Source organism: Veillonella faecalis (genome assembly GCF_024677885.1).
Lineage (GTDB): Bacteria > Bacillota > Negativicutes > Veillonellales > Veillonellaceae > Veillonella > Veillonella nakazawae.
In genome coordinates, this window is record NZ_JALBWL010000001.1 from 611,505 (window position 1) to 635,899 (window position 24,395).

The 24,395-nt window shown below is 36.3% G+C and carries 22 protein-coding genes; 1 reads left to right on the forward strand and 21 read right to left on the reverse strand.

Translation table 11 applies throughout. From position 1 onward, the window contains the following. Positions 1–11: 11 nt before the first annotated feature. From MOQ65_RS02895 to MOQ65_RS02950, 12 genes are all read right to left on the reverse strand, one after another. The gene (locus MOQ65_RS02895; RefSeq protein ID WP_257846576.1) at positions 12–944 is read right to left on the reverse strand and encodes a transketolase family protein; all 933 of its coding nucleotides are present in this window, start codon (positions 942–944) and stop codon (positions 12–14) included. After that, on the reverse strand, positions 944–1,780 hold the full coding sequence (locus MOQ65_RS02900; RefSeq protein ID WP_257846577.1) for a transketolase: 837 nt from the start codon (positions 1,778–1,780) through the stop codon (positions 944–946). Before MOQ65_RS02900 ends, MOQ65_RS02895 begins: the two co-directional genes overlap by 1 nt. Before the next feature lie 33 nt (positions 1,781–1,813). Continuing rightward, on the reverse strand, positions 1,814–2,914 hold the full coding sequence (csaB, locus tag MOQ65_RS02905) for a polysaccharide pyruvyl transferase CsaB (protein ID WP_257846578.1): 1,101 nt from the start codon (positions 2,912–2,914) through the stop codon (positions 1,814–1,816). Then, positions 2,907–4,949: a DUF5693 family protein gene (locus MOQ65_RS02910; RefSeq protein ID WP_119208225.1), complete on the reverse strand. Its 2,043-nt coding sequence runs from the start codon at positions 4,947–4,949 to the stop codon at positions 2,907–2,909. The genes csaB and MOQ65_RS02910 overlap by 8 nt, the downstream gene beginning before the upstream one ends. Before the next feature lie 12 nt (positions 4,950–4,961). Then, positions 4,962–5,657: an LmeA family phospholipid-binding protein gene (locus MOQ65_RS02915; RefSeq protein ID WP_024066682.1), complete on the reverse strand. Its 696-nt coding sequence runs from the start codon at positions 5,655–5,657 to the stop codon at positions 4,962–4,964. An 8-nt stretch (positions 5,658–5,665) separates the two neighbouring features. Then, positions 5,666–6,773 (reverse strand): peptide chain release factor 2 gene (prfB, locus tag MOQ65_RS02920; RefSeq protein WP_231723933.1). Its coding sequence is split into 2 segments (ribosomal slippage): positions 5,666–6,715 and positions 6,717–6,773, totalling 1,107 coding nucleotides; the frame shifts between segments, so codons are not numbered across the junction. Between the two features lie 121 nt (positions 6,774–6,894). Next, positions 6,895–9,330, reverse strand: coding sequence for a preprotein translocase subunit SecA (secA, locus tag MOQ65_RS02925; RefSeq protein WP_119208227.1), 2,436 nt, complete (start codon positions 9,328–9,330; stop codon positions 6,895–6,897). 216 nt (positions 9,331–9,546) lie between these two features. Further along, the gene (gene hpf, locus MOQ65_RS02930) at positions 9,547–10,074 is read right to left on the reverse strand and encodes a ribosome hibernation-promoting factor, HPF/YfiA family (RefSeq protein WP_024066679.1); all 528 of its coding nucleotides are present in this window, start codon (positions 10,072–10,074) and stop codon (positions 9,547–9,549) included. Between the two features lie 243 nt (positions 10,075–10,317). Continuing rightward, on the reverse strand, positions 10,318–10,515 hold the full coding sequence (locus tag MOQ65_RS02935) for a cold shock domain-containing protein (RefSeq protein ID WP_005386847.1): 198 nt from the start codon (positions 10,513–10,515) through the stop codon (positions 10,318–10,320). 523 nt (positions 10,516–11,038) lie between these two features. Next, on the reverse strand, positions 11,039–11,758 hold the full coding sequence (locus MOQ65_RS02940) for an amino acid ABC transporter ATP-binding protein (RefSeq protein WP_105085521.1): 720 nt from the start codon (positions 11,756–11,758) through the stop codon (positions 11,039–11,041). Continuing rightward, positions 11,755–12,411 carry an amino acid ABC transporter permease gene (locus MOQ65_RS02945; protein ID WP_105089103.1) on the reverse strand — a complete coding sequence of 219 codons (657 nt, stop codon included), beginning with the start codon at positions 12,409–12,411 and terminating at the stop codon, positions 11,755–11,757. The genes MOQ65_RS02940 and MOQ65_RS02945 overlap by 4 nt, the downstream gene beginning before the upstream one ends. An 11-nt stretch (positions 12,412–12,422) precedes the next feature. Further along, complete coding sequence (locus MOQ65_RS02950; RefSeq protein ID WP_257846579.1) at positions 12,423–13,229, reverse strand: basic amino acid ABC transporter substrate-binding protein; 807 nt, start codon at positions 13,227–13,229, stop codon at positions 12,423–12,425. A gap of 896 nt (positions 13,230–14,125) precedes the next feature. On the opposite strand from MOQ65_RS02950, the gene MOQ65_RS02955 reads away from it, so the two are divergent. Further along, positions 14,126–14,728: an HD-GYP domain-containing protein gene (locus MOQ65_RS02955; protein WP_004693025.1), complete on the forward strand. Its 603-nt coding sequence runs from the start codon at positions 14,126–14,128 to the stop codon at positions 14,726–14,728. Positions 14,729–14,774: 46 nt separating this feature from the next. On the opposite strand, the gene MOQ65_RS02960 is transcribed toward MOQ65_RS02955, so the two are convergent. The 9 genes from MOQ65_RS02960 to MOQ65_RS03000 are packed head-to-tail and all read right to left on the reverse strand — an operon-like array spanning position 14,775 to position 24,388. Continuing rightward, entirely contained in the window at positions 14,775–15,470 is a 696-nt protein-coding gene (locus MOQ65_RS02960) for a ComF family protein (RefSeq protein WP_257846580.1), read from the reverse strand. Then, positions 15,470–17,623 (reverse strand): SF1B family DNA helicase RecD2, encoded by a 2,154-nt coding sequence (gene recD2, locus MOQ65_RS02965; RefSeq protein ID WP_257846581.1) that lies wholly within the window; start codon positions 17,621–17,623, stop codon positions 15,470–15,472. The genes MOQ65_RS02960 and recD2 overlap by 1 nt, the downstream gene beginning before the upstream one ends. Then, positions 17,623–18,387, reverse strand: a complete 765-nt coding sequence (locus MOQ65_RS02970; RefSeq protein ID WP_060924678.1) for a shikimate kinase — start codon at positions 18,385–18,387, stop codon at positions 17,623–17,625. The genes recD2 and MOQ65_RS02970 overlap by 1 nt, the downstream gene beginning before the upstream one ends. A gap of 13 nt (positions 18,388–18,400) precedes the next feature. After that, entirely contained in the window at positions 18,401–19,333 is a 933-nt protein-coding gene (gene ribF / locus MOQ65_RS02975; RefSeq protein ID WP_257846582.1) for a riboflavin biosynthesis protein RibF, read from the reverse strand. 2 nt (positions 19,334–19,335) lie between these two features. Continuing rightward, the gene (locus MOQ65_RS02980; protein WP_257846583.1) at positions 19,336–20,277 is read right to left on the reverse strand and encodes a tRNA pseudouridine synthase B; all 942 of its coding nucleotides are present in this window, start codon (positions 20,275–20,277) and stop codon (positions 19,336–19,338) included. Continuing rightward, positions 20,277–21,221 carry a DHH family phosphoesterase gene (locus MOQ65_RS02985; RefSeq protein ID WP_257846584.1) on the reverse strand — a complete coding sequence of 315 codons (945 nt, stop codon included), beginning with the start codon at positions 21,219–21,221 and terminating at the stop codon, positions 20,277–20,279. The genes MOQ65_RS02980 and MOQ65_RS02985 overlap by 1 nt, the downstream gene beginning before the upstream one ends. A gap of 17 nt (positions 21,222–21,238) precedes the next feature. Further along, complete coding sequence (gene rbfA, locus MOQ65_RS02990; RefSeq protein ID WP_005386857.1) at positions 21,239–21,595, reverse strand: 30S ribosome-binding factor RbfA; 357 nt, start codon at positions 21,593–21,595, stop codon at positions 21,239–21,241. A 9-nt stretch (positions 21,596–21,604) separates the two neighbouring features. After that, a complete protein-coding gene (gene infB, locus MOQ65_RS02995) occupies positions 21,605–24,067 on the reverse strand; it encodes a translation initiation factor IF-2 (RefSeq protein WP_257846585.1) in 2,463 nt (820 codons plus the stop codon). Between the two features lie 15 nt (positions 24,068–24,082). After that, positions 24,083–24,388, reverse strand: coding sequence for a L7Ae/L30e/S12e/Gadd45 family ribosomal protein (locus MOQ65_RS03000; RefSeq protein ID WP_105085511.1), 306 nt, complete (start codon positions 24,386–24,388; stop codon positions 24,083–24,085). Between the last annotated feature and the right edge of the window lie 7 nt (positions 24,389–24,395).

Here is a 24,395-nt window from a genome sequence, read left to right on the forward strand (position 1 = left end):
ATCCCCTTTGATTATTTACGAGTGATTACACGTTTTACTGCTTCTACAATGTCTTTTGCTGTTAAGCCATATTTAGCCATTAATTCTTTTGGTGTACCACTCTCCCCAAATGTATCTCGGACACCAACGAATTCCATAGGAACAGGCTTATTAGCAACAACAACTTCAGACACAGCAGAACCAAGACCACCAATGATATTATGTTCTTCTGCTGTTACAATAGCACCTGTTTCAGTAGCTGCTTTTACAATTGCCTCTGCATCGATAGGCTTAATAGAAGCCATATTGATAACGCGGGCAGACACATTAGATTCAGCTAAGTTTTTTGCCGCCTCAACAGCAGGGCCAACCAAGGCACCACAAGCAATGATAGTTACATCAGAACCATTTACCAATGTAGTAGATTTGCCAGGTACGAATGTATAACCTTCCGCAGTAACATCATCTACTCCAGCACGGCCTAAACGAACATATACAGGACCTTCATAAGATGCAGCCCATTCAACTACTGCTTCTGTTTCACGTTCATCTGCAGGTACTACTACAGTCATATTAGGTAAAGTACGCATACAAGAAATATCTTCCAAGCTTTGATGTGTAGCACCATCTTCACCTACAGTAATACCAGCATGTGTAGCACATACTTTTACATTCAATTTTGGATAACATACAGCATTCCGAATTTGTTCAAACGCACGACCTGTTGCAAACATTGCAAAGGAAGAAACAAATGGAATTTTACCAGACGCAGCCAAACCTGCTCCAACAGAAATCAAGTTTTGTTCTGCAATGCCTACGTTAAAGAAGCGATCAGGGCAAACATTTTTAAATGTGTCAGTTTTAGTAGATTTAGACAAATCTGCATCTAAAACAATAATATTTGTATTTTCTTTACCAATGCGAGCTAACGCATTACCATATGCTTCACGTGTTGCTTTACCCATTATTGTACCCCCATAATTTCATTAACAAAGGTTTCACCTTGCTCTGCACTTGGTGCTTTACCATGCCAACCTGCTTGACCTTCCATTTCACCTACGCCCTTACCTTTTACAGTATGCATTACGATGCAAGTTGGGCCTTCTGTGAAAGCTTTAGCAGCTTCAATAGCATTATGAAGTTCATCAAGATCATGACCATTTACTTCGATAACGTTCCAATTAAAAGCTTTAAACTTTTCTGGAATTGGCAATGGAGAAAGTACTTTTGTAATATCCCCATCAATTTGAAGACCGTTGAAATCAACAAAAGCAGTTAAGTTATTGAGCTTATAATGACCTGCAAACATGGCAGCTTCCCAAACTTGACCTTCTTCAAGCTCGCCGTCACCAAGGATGGAATATACACGATAGTCAGCATTATCAATTTTACCTGCCAATGCCATACCACATGCAGCAGAAATGCCTTGGCCTAAGGAACCTGTAGACATATCTACGCCAGGAGTATGTTTCATATCAGGATGGCCTTGTAACATATGGTCAATTTTACGTAAATTCAAAAGTTCTTCTTTAGGGAAATAACCTTTTTCAGCCAATGTAGCATATAAAGCAGGAGCTGCATGACCTTTAGAAAGGACAAAACGATCTCTATTTGGAGCTTTTGGATTTGCTGGATCTACATTCATTTCTACATAGTACAACAAGGCCATCACATCAGCGATAGATAAAGAACCACCTGGGTGACCGGATTTCGCTGCCGTTACAGACTGAACAATACTAACGCGAATAGCTTTTGCCTTCTCTTGAACTAGTTGTTTAACATCTTGTGTTAATGTAGCCATAGAGACCTCACTTTCTGGATTGGATCCAATATATTAATAATCTTTAAGTAATGAAATAGCGATTTCTGCATTACGTTGAGAATTTATACGCAATGCTTCAATACGATCATAAGAGGATTGATACTCATCTCTAGAATTTAAGAGCTTATGACATCGTTGATATAGCGCCTCTTCTCTAAGATGTGTCATAGTTCCTATTGGTTCCTGACCAATCATATGTAAGAAGCTTGTAATTTTAGGATCGTAGGAAATACCGATAACAGGTTTCCCCATTAAAGAGCTAAATACAAGCGCATGAAGACGTATACCAATCATTAGGTCCACATTCCCCGATAAGGATACTTGTTCCTCAGTAGAGAATGGGCCTTCAAGAACAATAGCGCCCTTTGGCATATAACTAGCGATAATTTTAGCTTCTTTTGTATCCTCTGGATGAGACATGGGGGTAAATATAATCTCTACATCATCTTGCTCTTGTAATCGGCTTAACACATTGGCTAATGACTCACGATACTCTGTATCATCTTTCCAACTACGAACAGCAACACCAATTCGTTTTGGATTCTCTATAGATTTAGGTAGTTTAGATGTATATCCTTCTAAAATACGTTTACCAATAGATAAATCAGCTGGTTGCATAGCCAAAACAGCATCAGCTGTAACCTCTACATCCTCAATTCCTAAGGACTCTAATTCAGATTTTGAAATAGAGTCACGAACCGTTATGGTATCCACAAATCGCAATATAAAGCTAACAGCTCTTCGTGTAGAGGGACGATTTAAAGGCCCAATACCTTGAGAGTAAAGCATTACCTTTTTTCCCATCATTTTAGCTAAAGCCATAATACTTAAATAATAATATGTATTACGAATACTTGTAGCATCTTGTAAAAGACTGCCTCCACCACTGATTACTAAATCAGAATTGGCAATAGCCTTTAGAATACCGAATGCAGAAAATGTTCCAACCGCATGAATGTTATGCTTTTTGCTTGTCTCTGTAGGATTACCAGAAATAACCGTAATATGCGCATCTGCTTCCTCTTTGCGAATGGCATCGATAATGGCACAAAGCATTGCTTCATCACCAGCATTACCAAAACCATAATAGCCAGAGATAACAATATTACTCATGGTCAACCTCCCGAGCTTGGAACCATTGTGTTACATACATCATAAAACGTACAGCAATGATAAGAAGCAAACCTAAGAGCGCACCAATTAACAAACCATCATATCCACGCATAATAGACATGAATACAGGAGTTCTAATATGACAGAATGTTTCAACCATAGACGCTATGCCAATAACACCAGCAATAGTTAATAAGAAATGGATCACTGTAGGCCATTTGCGTAGGAATGCAAATGTAGCCAACATTAATGCAGGGTGACCAATAATGAACTCTTTTTCTCTAGGTCTTGCATACATTGTATTTTCAAGAAAACGACGAAGCATGAGTTCAACTCCTGGTACAGGAACACCTGCTGTATGACCACTTCGGCCAACAAATACCCATGCCACGCCACCAAGAGCAGCCATTACAAAGAATACGTAGAACTTAACATCCATTGTTAAAAATTCAACTATAAATTTCTTTGCTTCTTCTTTAGAGTTAATCATACGACCTTTCCACAATGGGAAACGTTGTAAATAAGCGATAATCACCAATACAACTGGAAGTACAAATGTTAATTTAACACCTCTAAAGATAGCAAATTCCATAAAGAATTTCGTATTTCCTAGCAAAGATGCAATATACATACCGCCAATAGCTGCAAAGAGTGCAGCAATTACGAGATAAAGAACTGCTAATACGGTAGATTTAATAGCACCTAATGGACGAGCACCATCATAACGACGCCATTCTTCCATCAAACGGATCATAGCACCTACAGGAGCCATAATAGCACTAGATAAGGCCCAAATTTGAGTAATCAGTGTGCCACTTGTAATGATGAATAATACTACAGATACAAGAGATATTCCAAAGAATGCGACCAATTGTGTATGTTTACGCATTGGAAGTAACATTTGACCAACGTAAACGAAAAGTGCAATAGCACCTATCATAGTAATAACTACTAACAATGGATTAGGTGTATATGCTGGATAAATATCAGCAGGACCAAATTCATAACCTTTTGTAGATAGTTTTTCAGTAGTCATACCAATATAGTTAATGGTAGTTTGTAATACTGTTTCATTATTTACACCAGTTTCATACATAGGGAATAAATTGAAACGAATATTTCGTTCAATATCACTAATATAGAAACGTTGTGCTGCTTCTTCAGGAGTAATTTTCTTTAATTCGTCCTTAGCAATTGTATATACACGACCAACGCTATAATTCTCTTTAGCAGCCATTTCTAAGAAACCTTGTTGTGGCTCATATTGAAGTTGGTTAACAGCTTCGATACCAACTAAAGGAATGTGATTTTTATGTAATAATTCTAAGGTTTCATCAGTTAAGTTAGGCGCACCAAGAGCTTCTTTGCCAGCAAAAATCATACCAGTAACATGTGGAATTCCTTCAAGGCGTTTAAATAGATATTGAAGATCTTCAGACGTTACATTTCTGTAATTTGTAGGTCGAACAATAACATTAAATCCACGATTAGCAACTTCTTGAGCTTGAAGCTTGGAAATACCAAGATTCATTTTTAGATAGCTATCTGCAGTAGCACCATATAACTCAAGAACCGGACCAATACTTGTATTAAGCTCTTTAACTTTATCTTTACCAATACGATGATATAAATCTTCCCGAATTTCTTTATAATAGCCTTCTTTACCAGAAATCAAAGCTACATAAGTTGCACCATGTTTCACGGATGCCCCATTAACACGGACAGAATCCATTTCTTCGGAAGATAATACCTTAACTTGACCCGCATCTTTCGCTTTTTCTAAGGTGCGATCATAAATAGCAAATGCTGTTACACCTGCATTGCGAAGCGCATCAAAGGCCTCTTGTTGACTACGTTTTTCAAAAGCATTAGCCCGTAAAACAGCATCATAATCTACGATATTTTCTATATGGTTTTGAGATTTTTCTATCTGATGGCGTTCAAATACTAAGTATAAAGAGGATACAAGGCCTACAATAATACATAATATAAGAATCCAAGAGTACTTACTTTTCTGGGTGTTCCGATGATTCACGACAAATCCTTTCTAGTTGAGCACTGGTTTAACTTTAATGTGAATTTCACCATTATCGATAGTTAAGCTTTCTGCTTTTACAGGAATAGGGAAGTTATTGAAGTTATAGATTTCAGTAGCTTCTAGTACATTAGATGTTAAACCTGGGATAGTAGCACCATTAATGGTGAATTTCTTAGGTGCAAATAATAAAGTATTATCCTTTAATTCTAAATTACCATCTAATTTAACAGCGCCTTTAAATACCATACCTACATTCATCTTGCCAGTTAAACTAATATTATCTTTACTAATATTTACTTGTACATCTTGAATTTCACTGCCAGCTTGAGTGCTTAAAAATGTTGCTAAATCTTCATTAGTAACTATACCGTCAATACTTGAGTTTCCAACTCTAACAACATCTATTTCTTGGCTAGCCAATAATGAAATTGGATTAACTAGAATTTGTGTTGCATCATATTTGAAGTTTGCAAAATTTAATTTACCAAGTTTTACATCATCTAAAGAACCGTACACATGATCAGCTTCACCATAAAGTAATTTGAATCCTGGTTGAGACTCAACATTTACAGTTTGAGCAGATGGTTTTAGGGAATCATTTAATTGTTTTTCAATACGAGAACTAATATAAGAAGGTAATAAAAATTGTGTTGCTGCTGCCAAGGCAATAATCAGCACTAGTAGGAATAGTAAAAACTTTTTCATAAGAACTCCTAAACTGTTAAATTTGCTTCTTTTTTCAAGAAGCCTTCCATAAATTGATCTAAATTACCATCCATAACGGATTGTACATTCCCTGTTTCAACCCCTGTACGATGATCCTTAACGAGATTATATGGGTGGAATACGTAGGAGCGAATTTGACTGCCCCATTCAATAGCTTGGTATGTACCACCTATTTGCTCTTTAAGTTCTGCTTGTTTTTCTAATTCTAATTCAAATAATTTTGCTCGTAATAAACGTAATGCTTGTTCCCTATTTTGCATTTGGGAACGCTGTGATTGACATTGAACTACAATACCAGTTGGTCTATGCGTCATACGTACAGCCGAATCTGTTTTATTAATATGCTGACCACCAGCACCACTAGCTCGATATGTATCTACCTGTACATCCTTCATGTCTATATTAATTTCTACTGTATCATCAATTTCTGGCATTACATCAACAGCAGCAAAGGATGTATGACGACGTGCCGCAGCATCAAATGGTGAGATACGAACAAGACGGTGTACGCCTTTTTCAGATTTCAAATATCCAAAAGCATTTTCACCTTTAATTAAAAATGTAGCAGATTTAGTACCCGCCTCATCACCGGGCTGTTCGTCCATCAATTCAATAGAAAATCCTGCTTTTTCAGCCCAGCGTAAGTACATGCGAATGAGCATAGAACACCAATCTTGTGCTTCTGTACCACCTGCACCAGCATGAAATGTTAAGATTGCATTATTAGCATCATACTCACCACTAAGCAATAAAAGAACCTCTTGTTTTTCTACAGTTTCTTCTATTTGTTGAACATAATCCTTAATCTCTCCTTCTAGAGAACGATCATCTTCCTCTATAGCCATCTCTAGCATTACATTAGCATCTTCGATGTCACTAACAAGTTGTTTATAGCTTTCTACAGCATTCTTTAATTGTGTAGCCTCTTGAGAAATCTCACGAGCCTTATCAGGATCGTCCCAAAATGTAGGGTCGCTCATTTGTACATCTAGTGTAAAGATTCGATCCTCTTTCTGAGCGATGTTAAAGTGAATCCCTCATTCCATAAATACGTTCTTCAAGATTAGAAATAATCGGTTTTAAATCTTCTAACAATTTATGTTCACCACCTTTTACTTATTAGCTTATTACATCGATAAATTATCACCTTAATAAAATAGAAAAATGGCCGTTGCCCAGAAGGAAATCCCATTGAGCAACGTGCCATTCACAAATCTTAATCTATGTTTTGTGGCTCCAACACATCTTCATGATGGGGTTGTGCACCTTCTAAGTGGTCAACTGGTTCTTCAATCTCTTGAATCAATTGTGCACGAATTTTGTATAACGCCATGATTGTTTCATCTTGAATTGCAGCAATCATGTTTTGGAACATATCAAAGGCTTCAAATTTATATTCCACCAATGGATTTTTTTGGCCATAAGCACGAAGGCCAATACCTTCACGCAACATATCCATATTATCCAAATGTTCCATCCATTTGTTATCAACAACGCGCAACATAATAGCCTTTTCAAGTTGGCCAAACATAGCATCACCAAGCATATCAACGCGATCTTGATACTCAGCATGAGCAATTTCAAGTAAACGTTCTAACAATTCTTGACGGCTATACTCTTCCATATCTTGAGAGGACATAATCTCTTCTGTTAAGAAATATTGACTTAAATGCTTATAAAGACCTTCATAATCCCATTCTTCTGGATATAATTTTTCATCTGCATAAGCATCTACAGATTCAGTAACAAGTTTATCAATCATTTCATTGATTGTGTCACGTAAGGATTCGTTACGTAAAATACGACGACGTTGTTCGTATAATACTTCACGTTGTTGATTCATAACATCATCATACTCAAGGACATATTTACGAATATTATAGTTATGATCTTCTACTTTCTTTTGAGCACGTTCAATAGATTTAGTAATCAAAGAATGCTCAATAGGCTCATCCTCTTCCATGCCTAATTTATCCATGATACCTGTAATATTATCAGCGCCAAAGATACGCATTAAATCATCTTCTAAGGATAAGAAGAATTGAGAGGAGCCTGGGTCACCTTGACGACCAGCACGACCACGCAACTGATTATCGATACGGCGACTTTCATGACGTTCAGTACCTAAGATAGCCAAACCGCCTAATTCAGGGACACCTTCACCAAGTGTGATATCAGTACCACGACCAGCCATGTTTGTAGCGATTGTCACCATACCCATTTGACCAGCATCTGCAACAATTTCCGCTTCTTTTTCATGATGTTTAGCATTCAATACTTTATGTGGTACCCCTGCACGTAATAACATATCTGAAAGTTCTTCAGATTGAGTAATAGATGTAGTACCAATCAAAATTGGTTGACCAGTTTGATGGCGTTCTACAGCATTACGTACTACGGCACGATATTTAGCTGCCTTTGTTTTAAAGATTTGATCAGGCAAATCTATACGAGCCAATGGTTTATTTGGAGGAATAGGTAATACTTCCAAACCGTAAATATCGATAAACTCTTTTTCCTCTGTTTTGGCTGTACCAGTCATACCAGCAAGCTTTTTATACATACGGAAATAGTTTTGGAATGTAACAGAAGCCAATGTTTGGCTTTCACGTTCAACCTTCAAGCCTTCTTTAGCTTCGATTGCTTGGTGTAAACCATCGGAATAACGACGACCAAACATCAAACGACCTGTGAATTCATCGACGATAACAACTTCACCATCTTTAACTACATAGTCAGTATCGCGATGCATCATAGCATATGCACGAAGAGATGCACCAAGTAGATGATTTAACTCAATATTTTCTGAATCATACAAGTTTTCAACACCAAGCATTTTTTCGACTTTAGCAATACCAGAATCTGTAGGTGCAATGGTTTTTTGTTTTTCATCAATTGTATAATCTTCATCTTTCACTAGATGAGGAACAATTTTAGCTAACTTATAGTAATTATCTGTGGAACGTTGACCAGGACCAGAAATAATTAGTGGAGTTCTCGCTTCATCGATAAGGATGGAGTCAACTTCATCGACAATTGCATAATTCAATGGACGTTGTACCATTTGTGATACATCAGATACCATGTTATCGCGCAAATAGTCAAAACCAAACTCATTATTTGTACCATATGTAATATCGCATGCATATGCTTCTTTACGTTGGTTAAAATCGAGATTAGCTACAATAAGACCTGTAGAAAGACCTAAGAAGTTATATAAACGCCCCATTTGTTCGCTATCGCGAGTCGCCAAATAATCATTTACTGTAACAACATGCACCCCATTGCCTGTCAAAGCATTTAGATATACTGGTAATGTAGCAACTAATGTTTTACCTTCACCAGTACGCATTTCTGCAATATTACCTCTATGAAGGCAAATACCACCAATCAACTGTACATCAAAATGACGCATGCCTAACACGCGTTTAGACGCTTCACGAACTACGGCAAATGCTTCTGGTAAAATGTCGTCTAACGTTTCCCCTTTTTGCAAACGACGTTTAAACTCATCGGTTTTTGCTACTAAGTTAGCATCACTTAATTTAACATAATTCGGTTCAATTTCATTAATATGATCAGCAATAGCACGCATTTTCTTGATTTCTTTTGCGTTATTATTGCCTAATAGCCTTTGTAAAAAGCTTAACAAACAAATCACTCCTCTATAGGACATCTTACATTATTTTATCTAATTTATTATAACGAAAATGCCTTGAATAGTCAAAGAATTCAAGGCATTTCACGATTATTTATAGGTTTTTATAAAAAAGGTGGATGACTCAAAATGGTCATCCACCTTAGTATAATAATCGGCTGATTAAAAAAGTAGAAAGGAGTTAGGATTATTGTCAGCCGACATTATAGGTTATTGTAATTCTGGCTCGATCAAGCCATAGAATCCATCATGTCTACGATATACTACATTCATTGCTTCTGTTTCAGCATTGAAGAACATAAAGAAGTCATGACCAATAAGATTCATTTGTAAAATAGCTTCTTCTACATCCATAGGACGCACTGCAAAGCGTTTGCGTTTTACAACTTCGATAGCTTCTTCTTCTACAGGAGCCGCTAAAGCTTCTGGATGGAAAGCCTCTTGTTTTTTAAAGCGTTTAGCTAAACGAGTTTTATGTTTGTGAATTTGACGTACGATTTTGTCTATTACCAAATCAATAGCAGCATACATATCATCGTTTGTTTCTACACCCCGAAGAACAATTTTATTAACGAAGCATGTAAGTTCAACAGTAGATTTATCTTTTACAACGGATAAAACCGCTTGTGCATCTAACTCATCATCGAAGTAACGAGTTAATTTGCTCAATCTCTTTTCGATGTATGCTCTTAGAGCATCTGTCACTTCAATGTTCTTACCTCTGATTGCTACTTTCATAAGTCAACACCCTTTCTAAAAATCATCCACGAGATACGAGTGTGTAGTATTTTTTTTTACTTATCTCTCGTGTTATATTTAGTATTTCTACATTCACATATAAAACTCCTCTTTTTTTTCAAAAAATTTTTATATTTTTTGTAGAATTATAAATATTACTTTCAGTAGTAGCAAAAAAACTCTGATATCATGCGATATCAGAGTTTTACTATATGTTGCTTTTATGTATTTTTTGGTATGTAATTACGCTTTTACAACGTTAGCAGCTTGAGGGCCACGGTTACCATCAACGATATCAAACTCTACATTTTGACCTTCTGTCAAAGATTTGAAACCTTCGTCTTGGATCGCAGAGTAATGTACGAATACATCGCTACCGTCTTCGCGTTCAATAAAACCATAACCTTTTTCTGCGCTAAACCATTTTACTTTACCTAACATGGTAACATCCTCCTAAAAATATATATATTGTCTTACTGTCTTGCACTACACTTGTATCATAACACAGCATGTATAAAATATCAAACAATAATATTAACACTTTTAATGAATATACAAAGATATCTTATTTGTATCCCACCCTACAAAAATCACATAAAACCCTTTATTTATCAACGTTATAAATATTTGCGAACAGCATATTAATTTATTGCATAATTTTATAATCATAAAATTATATGAATTAAAAATTATTATCATAAGATATGTATGTATAAAATATTTATATATCACAAATATTTATGGCAATAATCGTATTTCATAGATTAATTAATACCTAGAATGGCTTATTTATAGGGGCTAATTGAATGAATTGACATCAAGTTATCAAATATATTAATAGATATAAATAGATTCATATATCATAAAATCTAATATGTACAAATTCAGTTAACTTTAAAAATAGTCAAAAAAGGAAGCAAACTCTGTAAACAGAATTTACTTCCTTTTATGTTAGAAATTATTATTATAAAATTTTCGATAAGAACAATTTTGTTCTATCATTTGTTGGTGCATCAAATACTTTTTCAGGAGTATCATCTTCAAGAATTAATCCACCATCTACAAATAATACTCGGTCTGCAACCTCTTTTGCAAAGCCCATTTCATGAGTAACAATGACCATTGTCATACCTTCTTCGGCTAGAGACTTCATTACATCCAGAACTTCGCGAACCATTTCTGGATCCAACGCAGAGGTAGGCTCATCAAAGAGCATAACCTTTGGTTTCATTGCTAAAGCACGAGCTATAGCAACACGTTGCTTTTGACCACCAGATAATGAGTCAGGATAAGCATTTGCTTTATCTTTCAAACCTACTCGATCTAATAAAGATTGACCAATTTTTTTAGCCTCATCACTAGATGTTTTGCGGACCTTAGTTTGTGCTAAGGTTAAATTTTCCATTACAGTCATGTGTGGGAAAAGATTAAAGTTTTGGAATACCATGCCTACTTCCGCACGGACTTCATTAAGTTTAGATTTATCTGAAAGATCCATACCATCTACAATGACTTTACCAGATGTAGGCTCTTCTAAGTAATTCATAGTACGCAATACTGTACTTTTACCAGAACCTGATGGACCAATAATAACTACAACTTGACCTTTTTCGATATGTAAATCAATGCCCTTTAATACTTCATTTTTACCAAAGGATTTATGTACATTTTCTAACTTAATCATTTAATGCTATATTTCCTTTCAAGGTAACCAACCAATTGTGAAATTGTTACTGTCATAATAAGGTAGATAACAGCAACTGTCCCCCAGATTTCAAATGATGCATATGTTTTGGCAATGATTAGTTGACCACGGCGTGTCAATTCTTCGAAACCAATTACAGAAACCAATGAGGAGTCTTTCAACATAGCAATAAATTCGTTACCCAATGGTGGAATAATTGCTTTGAAAGCTTGCGGCATGATGATATAGCGCATAGTTTGGCCCCAAGTCAAACCAAGAGATCGACCCGCTTCCATTTGGCCTTTATCGATAGACTGAATGCCAGCACGGAAGATTTCAGACACATAAGCACCAGAGTTAATACTACATGCAGTAACAGCAGCAATAAATGGATCAATACGTTGTCCAGTAATCATTGGCAATGCGAAGTAAATTAAGAAGATTTGTACCAATAGTGGTGTACCACGAATGATATCTACATAGCATTTTGCTAATAATCTAACTACAGTAAATTTAGATAAATTTGCTAAGGCTACTAATAGACCGATAAAGAAACCACAGCCTACAGACATAGCTGTAATTTCAACGGTTACAAGTGCACCTTGTAATAGAAGCGGTAAATTATCCGCAATTAACCCCCAATTAAAACTCATAATCTCTCCTATTATTTAAATTCTAACACTACTGGCATATCAGCTGGTGCATCTACATTAAACCATTTTTTATATAATGTATTAAATTCACCATCGGCCTTCATATCGGCGATTGCTTTATTAATTTGTTCTTGCAAGTCTTTGTTGTCTTTATTGATTGCTAAGCCCAAATATTCTTTCGTATTTGGATATGCCATAAATTTAATATGTTGGTCTGGATGTTTAGTACTATAAAATTGAGCTACCGGCAAGTCAATTACAGTTGCATCAGCACCGCCATTTTGTAATTCTAACAAAGCTTCATTACTATGGTCAAACTCTTTTACATTAGTACCTTCAATTTTATGAGCTAAATCAGCACCAGTTGTACCTAATTGAGCAGCAATCTTTTTACCTTTAAGATCATCAAGGGATGTAATATTGGCACCATCTTTATATACTACAGCAAGTGCATTTTCATAATATGGAGAAGAGAATAACACCTTTTCACTTCTAGCTTTTGTAATAGTCATACCAGATGCTGCTACATCAATATCATGTGTATTTAACGCTGGAATTAAAGCATCAAAGGCAACATTCTTAAGCTCTACATCTTTATTGATACGCTTACCGATGGCACGAATAAGATCAATATCAAAGCCTGTATAGTCTTGAGTTTTTTCATCTTTAAATTCAAATGGAACAAATGTGGCATTAGTACCAACGATTAATTTATTAGAAGTTGTTTGTGTAGAAGTTCCACAACCGCCAATTACAGTACCAGCCAATACTAACATACAACCACCAATGATTAATTTTTTTAACTTCCTATTTAACATCAAATCATCCTCGTTCACTAAACTAACTATTTTTATTACACTAGTATATCACTTAGTATAATTATGTCAACAATTTTGTATAGAAAATTCTTAGACATCAATAAATCACTATATTTGCATTTTATTTTTATGCACTCATTGTATAATTATGATATCAATGTATAATAACTTTCCCATAGGTAGTGGTTTTCTATAGATTTTTTAATATACAGATGTATAAAAAGAAAAAAGCACATGAGAAAAGCCTCATGTGCCCGTATACGGCTGACCTGGTCTTTGCCCCCACACTCGCCTGCTGGAAGGTTCGCTCATAAGTCCGAGACTCCCCACTACTACTCCTCTCGGTTTTACCGGCAGGACTTACACCTAAGCCGCACCATGCTCACAACCCCTTGGGTTGCTTATGTGGATCGTTTTGCCTGCGACTGGCATCGACTTTCAACCACAGACCCGTATAGACGTATTATAAAGAATAACATAATTCATGTCTAGATTTACGAAGACATATAATTTAATAAAATATACAAAACTTGTATCTTTATCGAACATATTAACGTTTATTTCTCATTGAAATGAGAACAAATTTTGCAACCCCTTTTTTCCGATGTATAGAAAATTGTAATAGAAAACCTAAAATATTCTTCATATTATTTTAATATTTATAAAATTAATATTTCAAGGTACTATATTTAGTGCATTCCTAAAATGTCAATTATTTTTAGTATGCTAAATATGAATACAACATGTATAACAGAACATACGTATCATACACAAAACATTATTTATGGTGTATAATTTGTATACTATTAAATAAGAACGGCCTAAAGTTGTACGATATGAACATAAGTACGAGGGGTTGTACCATATGTTCTACATGTTAGTTAAAGGGGTTTATTATGTTTATGTTATCATTAATGCAACCATCAGGGTTGTACGAACTGGAGAAGGACAGTTTAGAAGCCATTAGTGCTCAGCTCTTGCAAATGATACAAATGAAGAGCTATCATCTATACACTCATTCTATCCAAGTTTCAAACTATGCAGTTAGTATTGCTGCTAAAATGGGTTTACCATTAAATGAAATTGAGCAAATTCGCCACGCAGCTTTACTTCATGATGTAGGGCTTTTAATGGTACCTAATGCATTAATTCAAAAATCTCCATATCTTAACAAGCAAGAAATGTCCAAGTATAAACAACATGCTGCGAGCGGTGCCAATATGATTGAAAACTACCCATGTTGTCAACAAATCTTGCCTTATATTCGTTATCACCACGAAAAATGGGATGGCTCTGGTTATCCTAAACATTTACGTGGTGCTAATATCCCATTAGGAGCTAGAATTATCGCTGTAGCAGATTATTACGATACAACAGTGAATCCTTCTACTGAATTTTGGGCAAAAACTAAAGCTAAAGCTAAAGAAGAACTCTTTAGTGCATCTGGCTCCCTTTTCGATCCAGATGTAGTAAAAGCATTTATCGATGTTCTTGGTTAGTCTCATGATTAAGCGTTCACCATAAGGTGAACGCTTTTTTATATACTTAAAAACTACCGCTAGCTAATGTTAATGCATCAATTTTACAAGGTTTATATGTCCTAATGACCTTTGCGACGGCTTCAATCGTAGCCCCTGTAGTATATATATCATCTACGATAAGTATTGTCTTATCCTTTAATTCAATATCTTTATAGTTAGCGCCAATGACAAAAGCCTCCTCAATATTTTGATGTCGTTCTTTATTCGTTAACGCCCACATATCATTAGAAGTGTCAAATTTGTACAAACAGTCTAACCAAGCAAAATGTTTATTATCTATATTTTGTAAAGATTTAGCCCACTTGGTAAAAAATAAATCAACTTGGTTATATCCTCTCTTAGCTTTTTTCCTTTCGCTAGACGGAACAGGAATAATATAATCATAAATAACAGAGCACTTGTTATTAACAATATTAAACTCATCATATTTCATGTAAAAGTTGTACGATGCTAAAAAAGGAGCAGCCCCTTTGGACTGCTCCTTTTTTTCATTAAATTTTACATCATATATCATAGACTTTAGACCACCACGATAATCCGCCAACACACATACATCATCTACATAATGCAAAAATTTTTGTGGCACGTGACGGATATGTAATAGATCTTTAAAACAAGTTTCACACCAATCCCCTTGCGTTGCTACAGAAGTCCCACAGTGAGGACATACAGGTGGAAATAGGAAATCCCAAAGACTCATTACGAATCACATCTCCCTTGTAGTCGTTCTTTAAACAATGTATATCGTTCATCACCGTTTACGGTACGTACAGCACGTTCTACAGCACTTGAAGTACCCACAATTATAACCTTCCGTTTTGCACGCGTAACAGCTGTATACAACAAATTACGTTGTAACATACCACCATAACGTGGAACAAATGGAATGATAACTACACCGTATTCACTACCTTGGCTCTTATGAACTGTAATAGCATAAGCAGGCATAATCATATGCGCTTCATCAATAGGTAAACGAACCTCTTTATGGATAAAACGGATACAAATATCGGTCCGTGTAATAGCGTAAATTACACCAATTTCACCATTAAACACTTCTAATTCATAGTCGTTAAGAATTTGAATAACCTTATCTCCTACCCTATAGGTAATACCGTTGACTCGTGCTTCACCCTTTAAGCTATCTGGTGGATTTACTGCTTGTTGAACATATTGAGAGATCAAAGTACTCCCTGCTTCACCACGTCGCATAGGAGAAATAATTTGAATATCTAATTCATCCTCTACATGCTCTTGTTCTCGCTTATATACATCGATGATAGCTTTCATCATCATATCGTAAGACTTAACAGGTATAAAGGAAAACTCTTCACTTACACTATGCAAATTTGGCATTTCACCACGGTTAATAGCATAGGCGCTTTCGACGATAGTATTACCAGAACTTTGACGATAAATCTGATTAAGTCGTGCATAAGGAACACAGTCACTATCGAGTAAGTCTTTTAATACAAAACCTGCTCCAATAGGTGGCAATTGATCAACATCACCTACAATAATGACATGAGCTTCCTTTGGAATGGCTGCCATTAATGAATAGAATAACCGTACATTTAGCATTGATGCTTCATCAATAATGATAACATCAATATCTAATGGATCATCTTCATTCTTAGTAAAGTCGTAAGAGTCACTTCCCTGTACGGGTACCAACAAACGATGTATCGTTGTTGCTTCAAACTCAGTAGCCTCTGTAAGTCGTTTAGCAGCACGTCCCGTAGGTGCACATAGAATAATACGCCCTAATCCACCAAGTTGAAATCCTTTTACTAGGGCCTTTATAATCGTCGTTTTACCCGTACCAGGGCCACCAGTGATAAGAGAAAATTTTTCAAAGAAAGATAAATGGATAGCCTCTTTTTGGGCGTCCCCAAATGTAATGTGATTATCTGCTTCAAATTTCTCTATAAAACTTGAAATATCTAGAGAAATTGGATCTGCTTCTAATAAGAAATCCTTTGTATAATGAACGCTTTCTACTTCAGACACGTACATTTCTGGAGGGTAAATATATAAGATATCTTCATAATAAGTACTATATAAAGCACCTTGCTCCAAAAGACCTTCAATAAAGTTAGCAATATCATCTGCATCAGTTTGTAACAGATCATCTAAACGGCCAATAAGTTGATCTACAGGCAAACAAGTATGACCTTGATTATCTAAACTGCGTAAAATCCATTCTAAACCAGCCTCTAAACGGCGAGAGTCACTGCCAGTAATGCCTAAATGTTCCGCCAGTGTATCAGCCGTACCAAAGAGCATATCTGGTGCAACACGTAACAAAGTATAAGGATTATCTTCAATAACAGCCACAGACTGAACACCGTAATAAGTGTATACAGTTCGACTCCATTTAGACGAAATATGGTGACTTTCAAAAAAGTGATTTAAATCGGACAAAATACCTTCACCAAGTAACGTATTAAATAATTCATCCTTAACACTTTTTCGAAGACCAGGAACATCCTTAATTTCTTCAGGACGTTCCTCTCGTAAAATTTCTAATATACGAATACCAAAATAATCAAGTACCTTTTCTACGGACTTTTCACCAAAACCTTTAATCCCTAAGTTCAATAAGTAGGTCTTTGCAGCACCCATATTATCAGGCTTTAACTTCTCTACACTAGTAGCATCAAATTGTCGACCATATTTTTCATGTTCTACATATCGGCCGCGAACTTCGATATCTTCCCCCTCTTTAGGAGACTCAAATTTACCAGTACAAGTAATGTATTCCTCATTATAATCTTTAAGGACAAACACGCAATACGTACGTTGTGTATTCTCATATATAGTTCGGTATACAAATCCTCGTATAACGTCCATTATTTCTCCGTATTAGGCAAGGCTTCAATAATTTCTTGTACCGCATCGGTAATGCTTCCTTCATTACCTATTTTAATATGTGCCACTTCTTCATATAAAGGGTATCGTTCTTCATATACATTAAAGATATACTCAATGCTTTCTTTAACAAGTGGGCGAATTTCAAGATCCAAATCATCTAGGATATGATTTACATCGCGATTAACAAATACAACAAGACCATTATTACGCATTAACTTTACTGTTTTGTCATAGGTAACCGTACCACCACCGGTAGCAATAACAGATGGCTTATTATGAATTAGTTCTTTAATTGTACTGTATTCATACTCGGTGAAAGCATCTTTACCATCATAAATATAAATATTTTGTACAGATTTCCCAACCTTATCTTGAATTGTTTGATCTAAGTCGTAAAAGTCTCGGCCCAATTCCTTGGCTAACATTTTACCAACTGTAGTCTTACCAGCGCCTGGCATACCGATGAGAAAAATATGCTTATGCATATGCTCTTTTAAAAACTCATTGCTCATAGAAACAACAGTCTTTATATAATTTTCAACATAAGGTGATAACGTTTTATCTTTGCAATTTGCAGTATGCAATGCAACAATACTTTCATCACGCGCTTCATCGACGAGTGGTAAATGATGTTCATCTTTATATTTACCAATTTCTTTGATTAAAGATAGTCTTTTTTCAAATTCAGCGACTAATACAGCATCAATGCTATCTATTTGTTTACGAGCTTCTTTAATATCCATGAGAACCCCCTTATTATGCATTAGCCAAAATAGCTAAAGCCTGTTCTTCATCCACCTTCATTTGATCAATAAGATCTTGTAAGTTATTAAATTTAACTTCTCCTCTAATATAGGAAATAAATTGTACAAGGACTGTTTTTCCATATATATCTTGGTCAAAGTTAAACAGATGTACTTCGCATCTATGGTACTGATTTTTAAATGTAGGATTATCCCCAATATTACCTACCCCATCATACCAAATGCCATCGATACACACGCGATTAGCATACACTCCATCTGGAGGTGTAGCCATTTCATTAGGAAGTAATAAATTTAATGTAGGAAACCCTAATGTACGCCCTCGTTGATCACCTTTAATAACAGTCCCTTTAAATTGAAATGGTCTTCCTAGCCAACCAGTAGCATCTTCTAAACGCCCTTCTCGAATCGCTTTTCTGATTTCAGTACTTGAAATAGGTGTACTAAGACCATCACAAGGCAATAAAGGCTGTACTAGGACTTGTATATGTTTATCAGCCAATACTTGTTTCATATATGTAGGATTACCTAATCCTTTTGCACCGAATGTAAAATTCTCACCTATTACAATGGCTTGAACATTCATATCCGTACAAAGAGCATCTAAAAATTCATCAGCACTCATTTGAAGTAGTTCTTCATTCATAGGTAATCGCAAAATATAATCTACATTCAAAGCATCAAGAACGGTATCCATAACCTCTTCTTGAATAACCCTCTTCGGAACACGTTCTGGATGTAGAATTGTCAACGGATGATGTTCAAAGGTAATGATAATGCTAACACCATTAACTGATGCAGCTTCTTCAACAGCCTTCCGTATAACTCGTTGATGACCTCGATGAATGCCATCAAAGGTACCTAGGGCATATACTTTTGTATCTTTGATTTGACGTAGTTCATCAAACGAATGTAATTGCTTCATACTTATCCTTCAATAAAAATATTTTTTTCCACCTTTAATGTGTGGTTTGTTCGTTTCATAATACCAATGAATCCATGAGGACCATAGGCTCTATAATAATGATCTGGTTTGGTATAGGAAAATTCACTATCAATAGATAATTGTTTACCTTGAACCATCATCTTTAATTGTACACTATTTACCGTTACTTTTGAAAGATGTGAAACTGCTGTATCCGTTGGTAACAATAGGCTTTCACCATGAATCATCAATTCCTCAGCCATTTTGGCAGAACCAATATCAAAGGGCCCTACTTGAGTACGCGCCAAAGATGTCATCGTTCCTGGTATACCTAATGAAACACATATATCACGTAATAATGAACGAATATAAGTGCCTCCAGAGCATGTTACACGAACTGTAAAATATGGAAAGCCATACGCTACAAGCTCAATATTTTTTATATGAATTTTCCGTAATGGCAATTCTACAGGAATACCTTTACGGGCATATTCATAAGCACGAATACCATTTACTTTAATAGCGGAATATTTTGATGGTCTCTGATTTTGAACTCCACAGAACGTATTCAATGTATTGACTAATTCATCAAAAGTCGGTTTTACTATAGCATCAGAAAGTTCTGAACTTTGAGATGATTCATTTAATAGAACGCCATCTCTCAATACCATGTCATTATCAGGCAATACTGGTTGACCTGAACTATCTTCAGTATCTGTAAAAGTCCCAAATTTACATTCTGCCACATAGGTTTTATCAAAACCATCAGTGTATTCAATAAGTCGCGTAGCCTTACCAAGAAATACTGGCAATACACCATATGCCATAGGATCTAAAGTACCACTATGTCCTATGCGCTTCTCGTTTAATATGCGGCGACAAATGGCAACAGCATCATGGCTTGTTATTCCAGGAGGTTTTAAAAATGGTAAAACGCCATCCATTATTTAATCACCTCAATAAGAGCTTGTTTTGCTTCTTGTAATGGTAAATTAATGGTACAACCGGAAGCTCGAATATGTCCGCCACCGCCAAAATTGCTAGCTATAGCATTCACGTCAGTTCCTTTAGAACGCAAGCTTACCCGCGTTCTATCATCGGATTCAGCTTTTAATAAAATAGCTATATCAACAGTATCGACGTTTCTAATAATATCTACAAAACCATCCGTATCATCCCCAAGAATTGTCATGGCTTCACGATTCAACTCGATTGTAGCCACGGTGTTATTCTTGTAAAACTCGATAGTTTGCATAACTTGTTTTGTTAATTCAAGACGACTGGCAGACACAGCTTCAATCGTTTCAGAAATAACATTAGGTCTAGCACCAGCTGCTACACATTTTGCAGCCATTTCTAAAGTATTGGCTGTGGTATTACTGAACTTAAAGAAGCCACAGTCTGTAGCAATAGCCATATATAATGCAGTGCCCATAGACTCAGTGATAGGCCAATTCCATTTTGTACATAAATAGGTAATAATTTCACCAGTAGCAGCAAAATTAGGCTTTAAATATAGATGATCCGCAAACTCCGTATTAGAAATATGGTGGTCTATATTAAAAATAGGTGCACTCCATAGTGCACCTACTTTGCCAATTCGCTCATACGTGCTAGCATCCAATACCATTAGCATATCAATATCAACAGGATTTGTTTCAAAATACGCTACATCATGGATGTGGTCCGTATATCGTAAGAATGAGTACTTTTCAGGAACTACATCATCCACTACCATATATACAGTTTTACCTTGCCCTACAAGGGCTTCGTAAAAGGCCACCATGGACCCGATAGCATCACCATCGGGTCTAACATGGACGGTTAGCATAATAGAATTAGCTTCACACAGAGCCACATGTAATTGATTAATAGTAATCTTACTCATGTTCTCTATCCTTTGTGTTAATTTTTTTCTTCGTCCTTTTTAATTTCATTCAAAAGGGATTCAATATGCATGCTATAGTCTAAAGACGTATCCTTATCAAATGTGATAGAAGGAATATGGCGCAACTTAAGTACTTTGCCAAGCTCAGTACGAATATGGCCTGCTGCATGCTTTAAAGCGATAAGAGTATCTTCTTTTTCCTTATCGGAACCAAACAAGGAAACGTAAATTGTAGCCTCTCGTAAATCACCGGTTACATGAACATCGGTAATAGTAGTAAAGCCGATGCGAGGATCTTTCAATCCACGCATCAACATTTGACTTACCTCTTGTTTGATGAATTCTTGTAATTTTCTGACACGAACGTCACTCATATAAACCTCCTATATTTGAGGTGCAACTTCTTCCATCAAGTACGCTTCAATTACGTCGCCTTCCTTGATGTCGCGGTAACCTTCTAAGGAGATACCACATTCGAAGGATGTTTTAACTTCTTTTACTTCGTCTTTGAATCGACGTAAAGAGTCAACCTTACCTTCAAATACAACAATACCATCACGGATCAAACGTACTTCAGAATCGTTAGTAATACGACCTTCTGTTACATAAGAACCGGCAACGATAGCTTTTGGTGTAGAAATAACTTGACGTACCTCTGCACGACCAACGACAACCTCTTTGAATTGAGGCGCCAACATACCACGCATCGCAGACTCAACATCATTAATAGCATCGTAGATTACGCGATATGTACGAAGGTCAACTTTTTCATTCTCAGCAGCGCGACGTACATTAGCATCAGGACGTACATTGAAGCCCATAACGATGGCATTAGATGCAGACGCCAACATGATATCGGATTCATTAATAGCACCTACTGCAGCATGAACGATAACGATACGTACTTCAGGGTTTTTAATGCCTTCCAAAGATTGACGTAATGCTTCTACAGAGCCTTGAACGTCTGCTTTAATGATGATATTAAGATCTTTTAACTCACCTTGTTGAATTTGATTGAAGATATCATCCAATGTAACTTTGTGAGTAGCTTGCAATTCTTGAACGCGTTGTTTAGCAATACGTTTTTCTGCGATTGCACGTGCTTCGTTATCATCCATACCATTGATGATTTCACCAGCTTGTGGAACTTCTGAGAAGCCCAATATTTCTACTGGCATAGAAGGACGAGCTACTTTTACCTTTTCACCGCGTTCATTTGTCATGGCACGTACTTTACCATAAGCAGTACCAGCAAGTACAGTGTCACCTACACGAAGGGAACCTTTTTGTACTAATACGGTACATACAGCACCACGACCTTTATCAAGTTGAGCCTCGATAACTACGCCGTAAGCTTTACGGTTAGGGTTCGCTTTTAATTCCATAACTTCTGCTACGAGCAAGATATTTTCGAGCAAGTCGTCGATACCTTGTTTTTGTTTAGCAGAAACTGGAACCATGATTACATCGCCGCCCCATTCTTCTGGTAAAAGGCCATGTTCAGACAATTGTTGTTTAACATGGTCTGGGTTAGCACCTGGTTTATCCATTTTGTTGATAGCAACAATAATTGGTACATCTGCAGATTTAGCATGGTTTATGGCTTCAATAGTTTGAGGCATTACGCCATCATCAGCAGCTACAACGAGAACTGCGATATCTGTAGATTTAGCACCGCGTAGACGCATAGCTGTAAACGCTTCATGGCCAGGAGTATCAAGGAATGTAATTTTATTGTCGTTATAACGAACTTGGTAAGCACCGATATGTTGAGTGATACCACCTGCTTCGCCAGCTGTTACATTAGTTTGACGAATTACGTCCAACAAGGATGTTTTACCATGGTCAACGTGGCCCATGATAGTTACTACTGGTGGACGAGGTTTCAATGTTTCTGGTGCATCTTCAATTTCAATGATATCAGTAGGATCTTCTTCAGGTTCTACTTCAGTTACAGTTACACCAAATTCTTCAGCTACGATTGTAGCTGTATCAACATCAACCTCTTGGTTAATGCTAGCCATAACACCTAAAAGCATCAACTTTTTGATGATTTCAGATACTTCACGGCCCATTTTTTCAGCTAGTTCCTTAACAGTTAAAGGACCAGACAATTCGATTTCTGTAGCAATCGCTGCTTCAGCCTTACGTTCAGCCTCAGCTTTTTGTTGTAAGTATTGTTCGTTACGATGTTTTACGCGATTCTTTTTCTTTTGCATAGATGTAGATAACAAGGATTGTGGGCGGTTATTACCACCTTTTTTATTTTTCTTGTTACGACGATCATTGTTATTAGAATTGCGGTTATCATTGTTTCGATTATCGTTATTGCGATTATCATTATTACGCGCATCATTAGGACGACCATTGTTATTGCGATTGTCATTATTGCGATTATTATTGTTAGGGCGGTTGTTAGCGCGGTCACCAGATTGTTGGTTACCTTCGGATTTACGTGTAGGTTCAGAGATTTGTACATGACGTACATTGCCCTTTTTATGGTCATTTTGTTTAGATTGATCGTCTTGTTTTTGACCACCTTGTTTTTGATTATCCTTTTTGTGTTCGTTAGAACGATTTGGATGTTGTTGTTTATGTGGCGCAGCTTCTTGTTTATGAGCTGCAGTTGGAGCAGATTTTTGTTCTACTTTTTGTTCTGTTTTTTGTGCTACTTTAGGTGCTTCAGATTTCTTACTCAATTGTTTTTTTACAATTTCATAACCCGAATCATCTACAGAATTAACTGCTTTCGTAACATTTACATTATGTTGTTGCAAAATAGAAATAACCTGCTTACTTTCTACGCCGAACTCTTTGGCGATTTCATGGACGCGCTTTTTGGACATCTACATACCCCCTTATTATCGATCAATCTCTTTTACTATTGCCTTTGCAAATCCATCATCTAGTACGGCGACTACTACCCTAACTTCTTTACCAATAGCTGTTCCTAACACCTCTTTATTGGCAATACTATGAAGTGGAATCTGATGTGTTTCTGCTAATTGAGTATATTTCTTTTCATTGTTGGCTGCACAGTCACCAGCGAGAAGCACCAATTTTGGTTCCTTTCTCTTTATAGCCTTTTCTACGATAAAATCACCAGAAATAACTTTGCCTGCTCGTTGTGCTAAACCTAAGAGATTCAAAATTTTATCTTCATTCATGTATATC

Coding starts and splice junctions, on each gene's coding strand:
- MOQ65_RS02895 (WP_257846576.1), bottom strand. CDS start 944: ATGGGTAAAGCAACACGTGAAGCATATGGTAATGCGTTAGCTCGCATT.
- MOQ65_RS02900 (WP_257846577.1), bottom strand. CDS start 1,780: ATGGCTACATTAACACAAGATGTTAAACAACTAGTTCAAGAGAAGGCA.
- csaB (WP_257846578.1), bottom strand. CDS start 2,914: ATGAGTAATATTGTTATCTCTGGCTATTATGGTTTTGGTAATGCTGGT.
- MOQ65_RS02915 (WP_024066682.1), bottom strand. CDS start 5,657: ATGAAAAAGTTTTTACTATTCCTACTAGTGCTGATTATTGCCTTGGCA.
- hpf (WP_024066679.1), bottom strand. CDS start 10,074: ATGAAAGTAGCAATCAGAGGTAAGAACATTGAAGTGACAGATGCTCTA.
- MOQ65_RS02935 (WP_005386847.1), bottom strand. CDS start 10,515: ATGTTAGGTAAAGTAAAATGGTTTAGCGCAGAAAAAGGTTATGGTTTT.
- MOQ65_RS02940 (WP_105085521.1), bottom strand. CDS start 11,758: ATGATTAAGTTAGAAAATGTACATAAATCCTTTGGTAAAAATGAAGTA.
- MOQ65_RS02945 (WP_105089103.1), bottom strand. CDS start 12,411: ATGAGTTTTAATTGGGGGTTAATTGCGGATAATTTACCGCTTCTATTA.
- MOQ65_RS02950 (WP_257846579.1), bottom strand. CDS start 13,229: ATGTTAAATAGGAAGTTAAAAAAATTAATCATTGGTGGTTGTATGTTA.
- MOQ65_RS02955 (WP_004693025.1), top strand. CDS start 14,126: ATGTTTATGTTATCATTAATGCAACCATCAGGGTTGTACGAACTGGAG.
- MOQ65_RS02960 (WP_257846580.1), bottom strand. CDS start 15,470: ATGAGTCTTTGGGATTTCCTATTTCCACCTGTATGTCCTCACTGTGGG.
- recD2 (WP_257846581.1), bottom strand. CDS start 17,623: ATGGACGTTATACGAGGATTTGTATACCGAACTATATATGAGAATACA.
- MOQ65_RS02970 (WP_060924678.1), bottom strand. CDS start 18,387: ATGGATATTAAAGAAGCTCGTAAACAAATAGATAGCATTGATGCTGTA.
- ribF (WP_257846582.1), bottom strand. CDS start 19,333: ATGAAGCAATTACATTCGTTTGATGAACTACGTCAAATCAAAGATACA.
- MOQ65_RS02980 (WP_257846583.1), bottom strand. CDS start 20,277: ATGGATGGCGTTTTACCATTTTTAAAACCTCCTGGAATAACAAGCCAT.
- MOQ65_RS02985 (WP_257846584.1), bottom strand. CDS start 21,221: ATGAGTAAGATTACTATTAATCAATTACATGTGGCTCTGTGTGAAGCT.
- rbfA (WP_005386857.1), bottom strand. CDS start 21,595: ATGAGTGACGTTCGTGTCAGAAAATTACAAGAATTCATCAAACAAGAG.
- infB (WP_257846585.1), bottom strand. CDS start 24,067: ATGTCCAAAAAGCGCGTCCATGAAATCGCCAAAGAGTTCGGCGTAGAA.
- MOQ65_RS03000 (WP_105085511.1), bottom strand. CDS start 24,388: ATGAATGAAGATAAAATTTTGAATCTCTTAGGTTTAGCACAACGAGCA.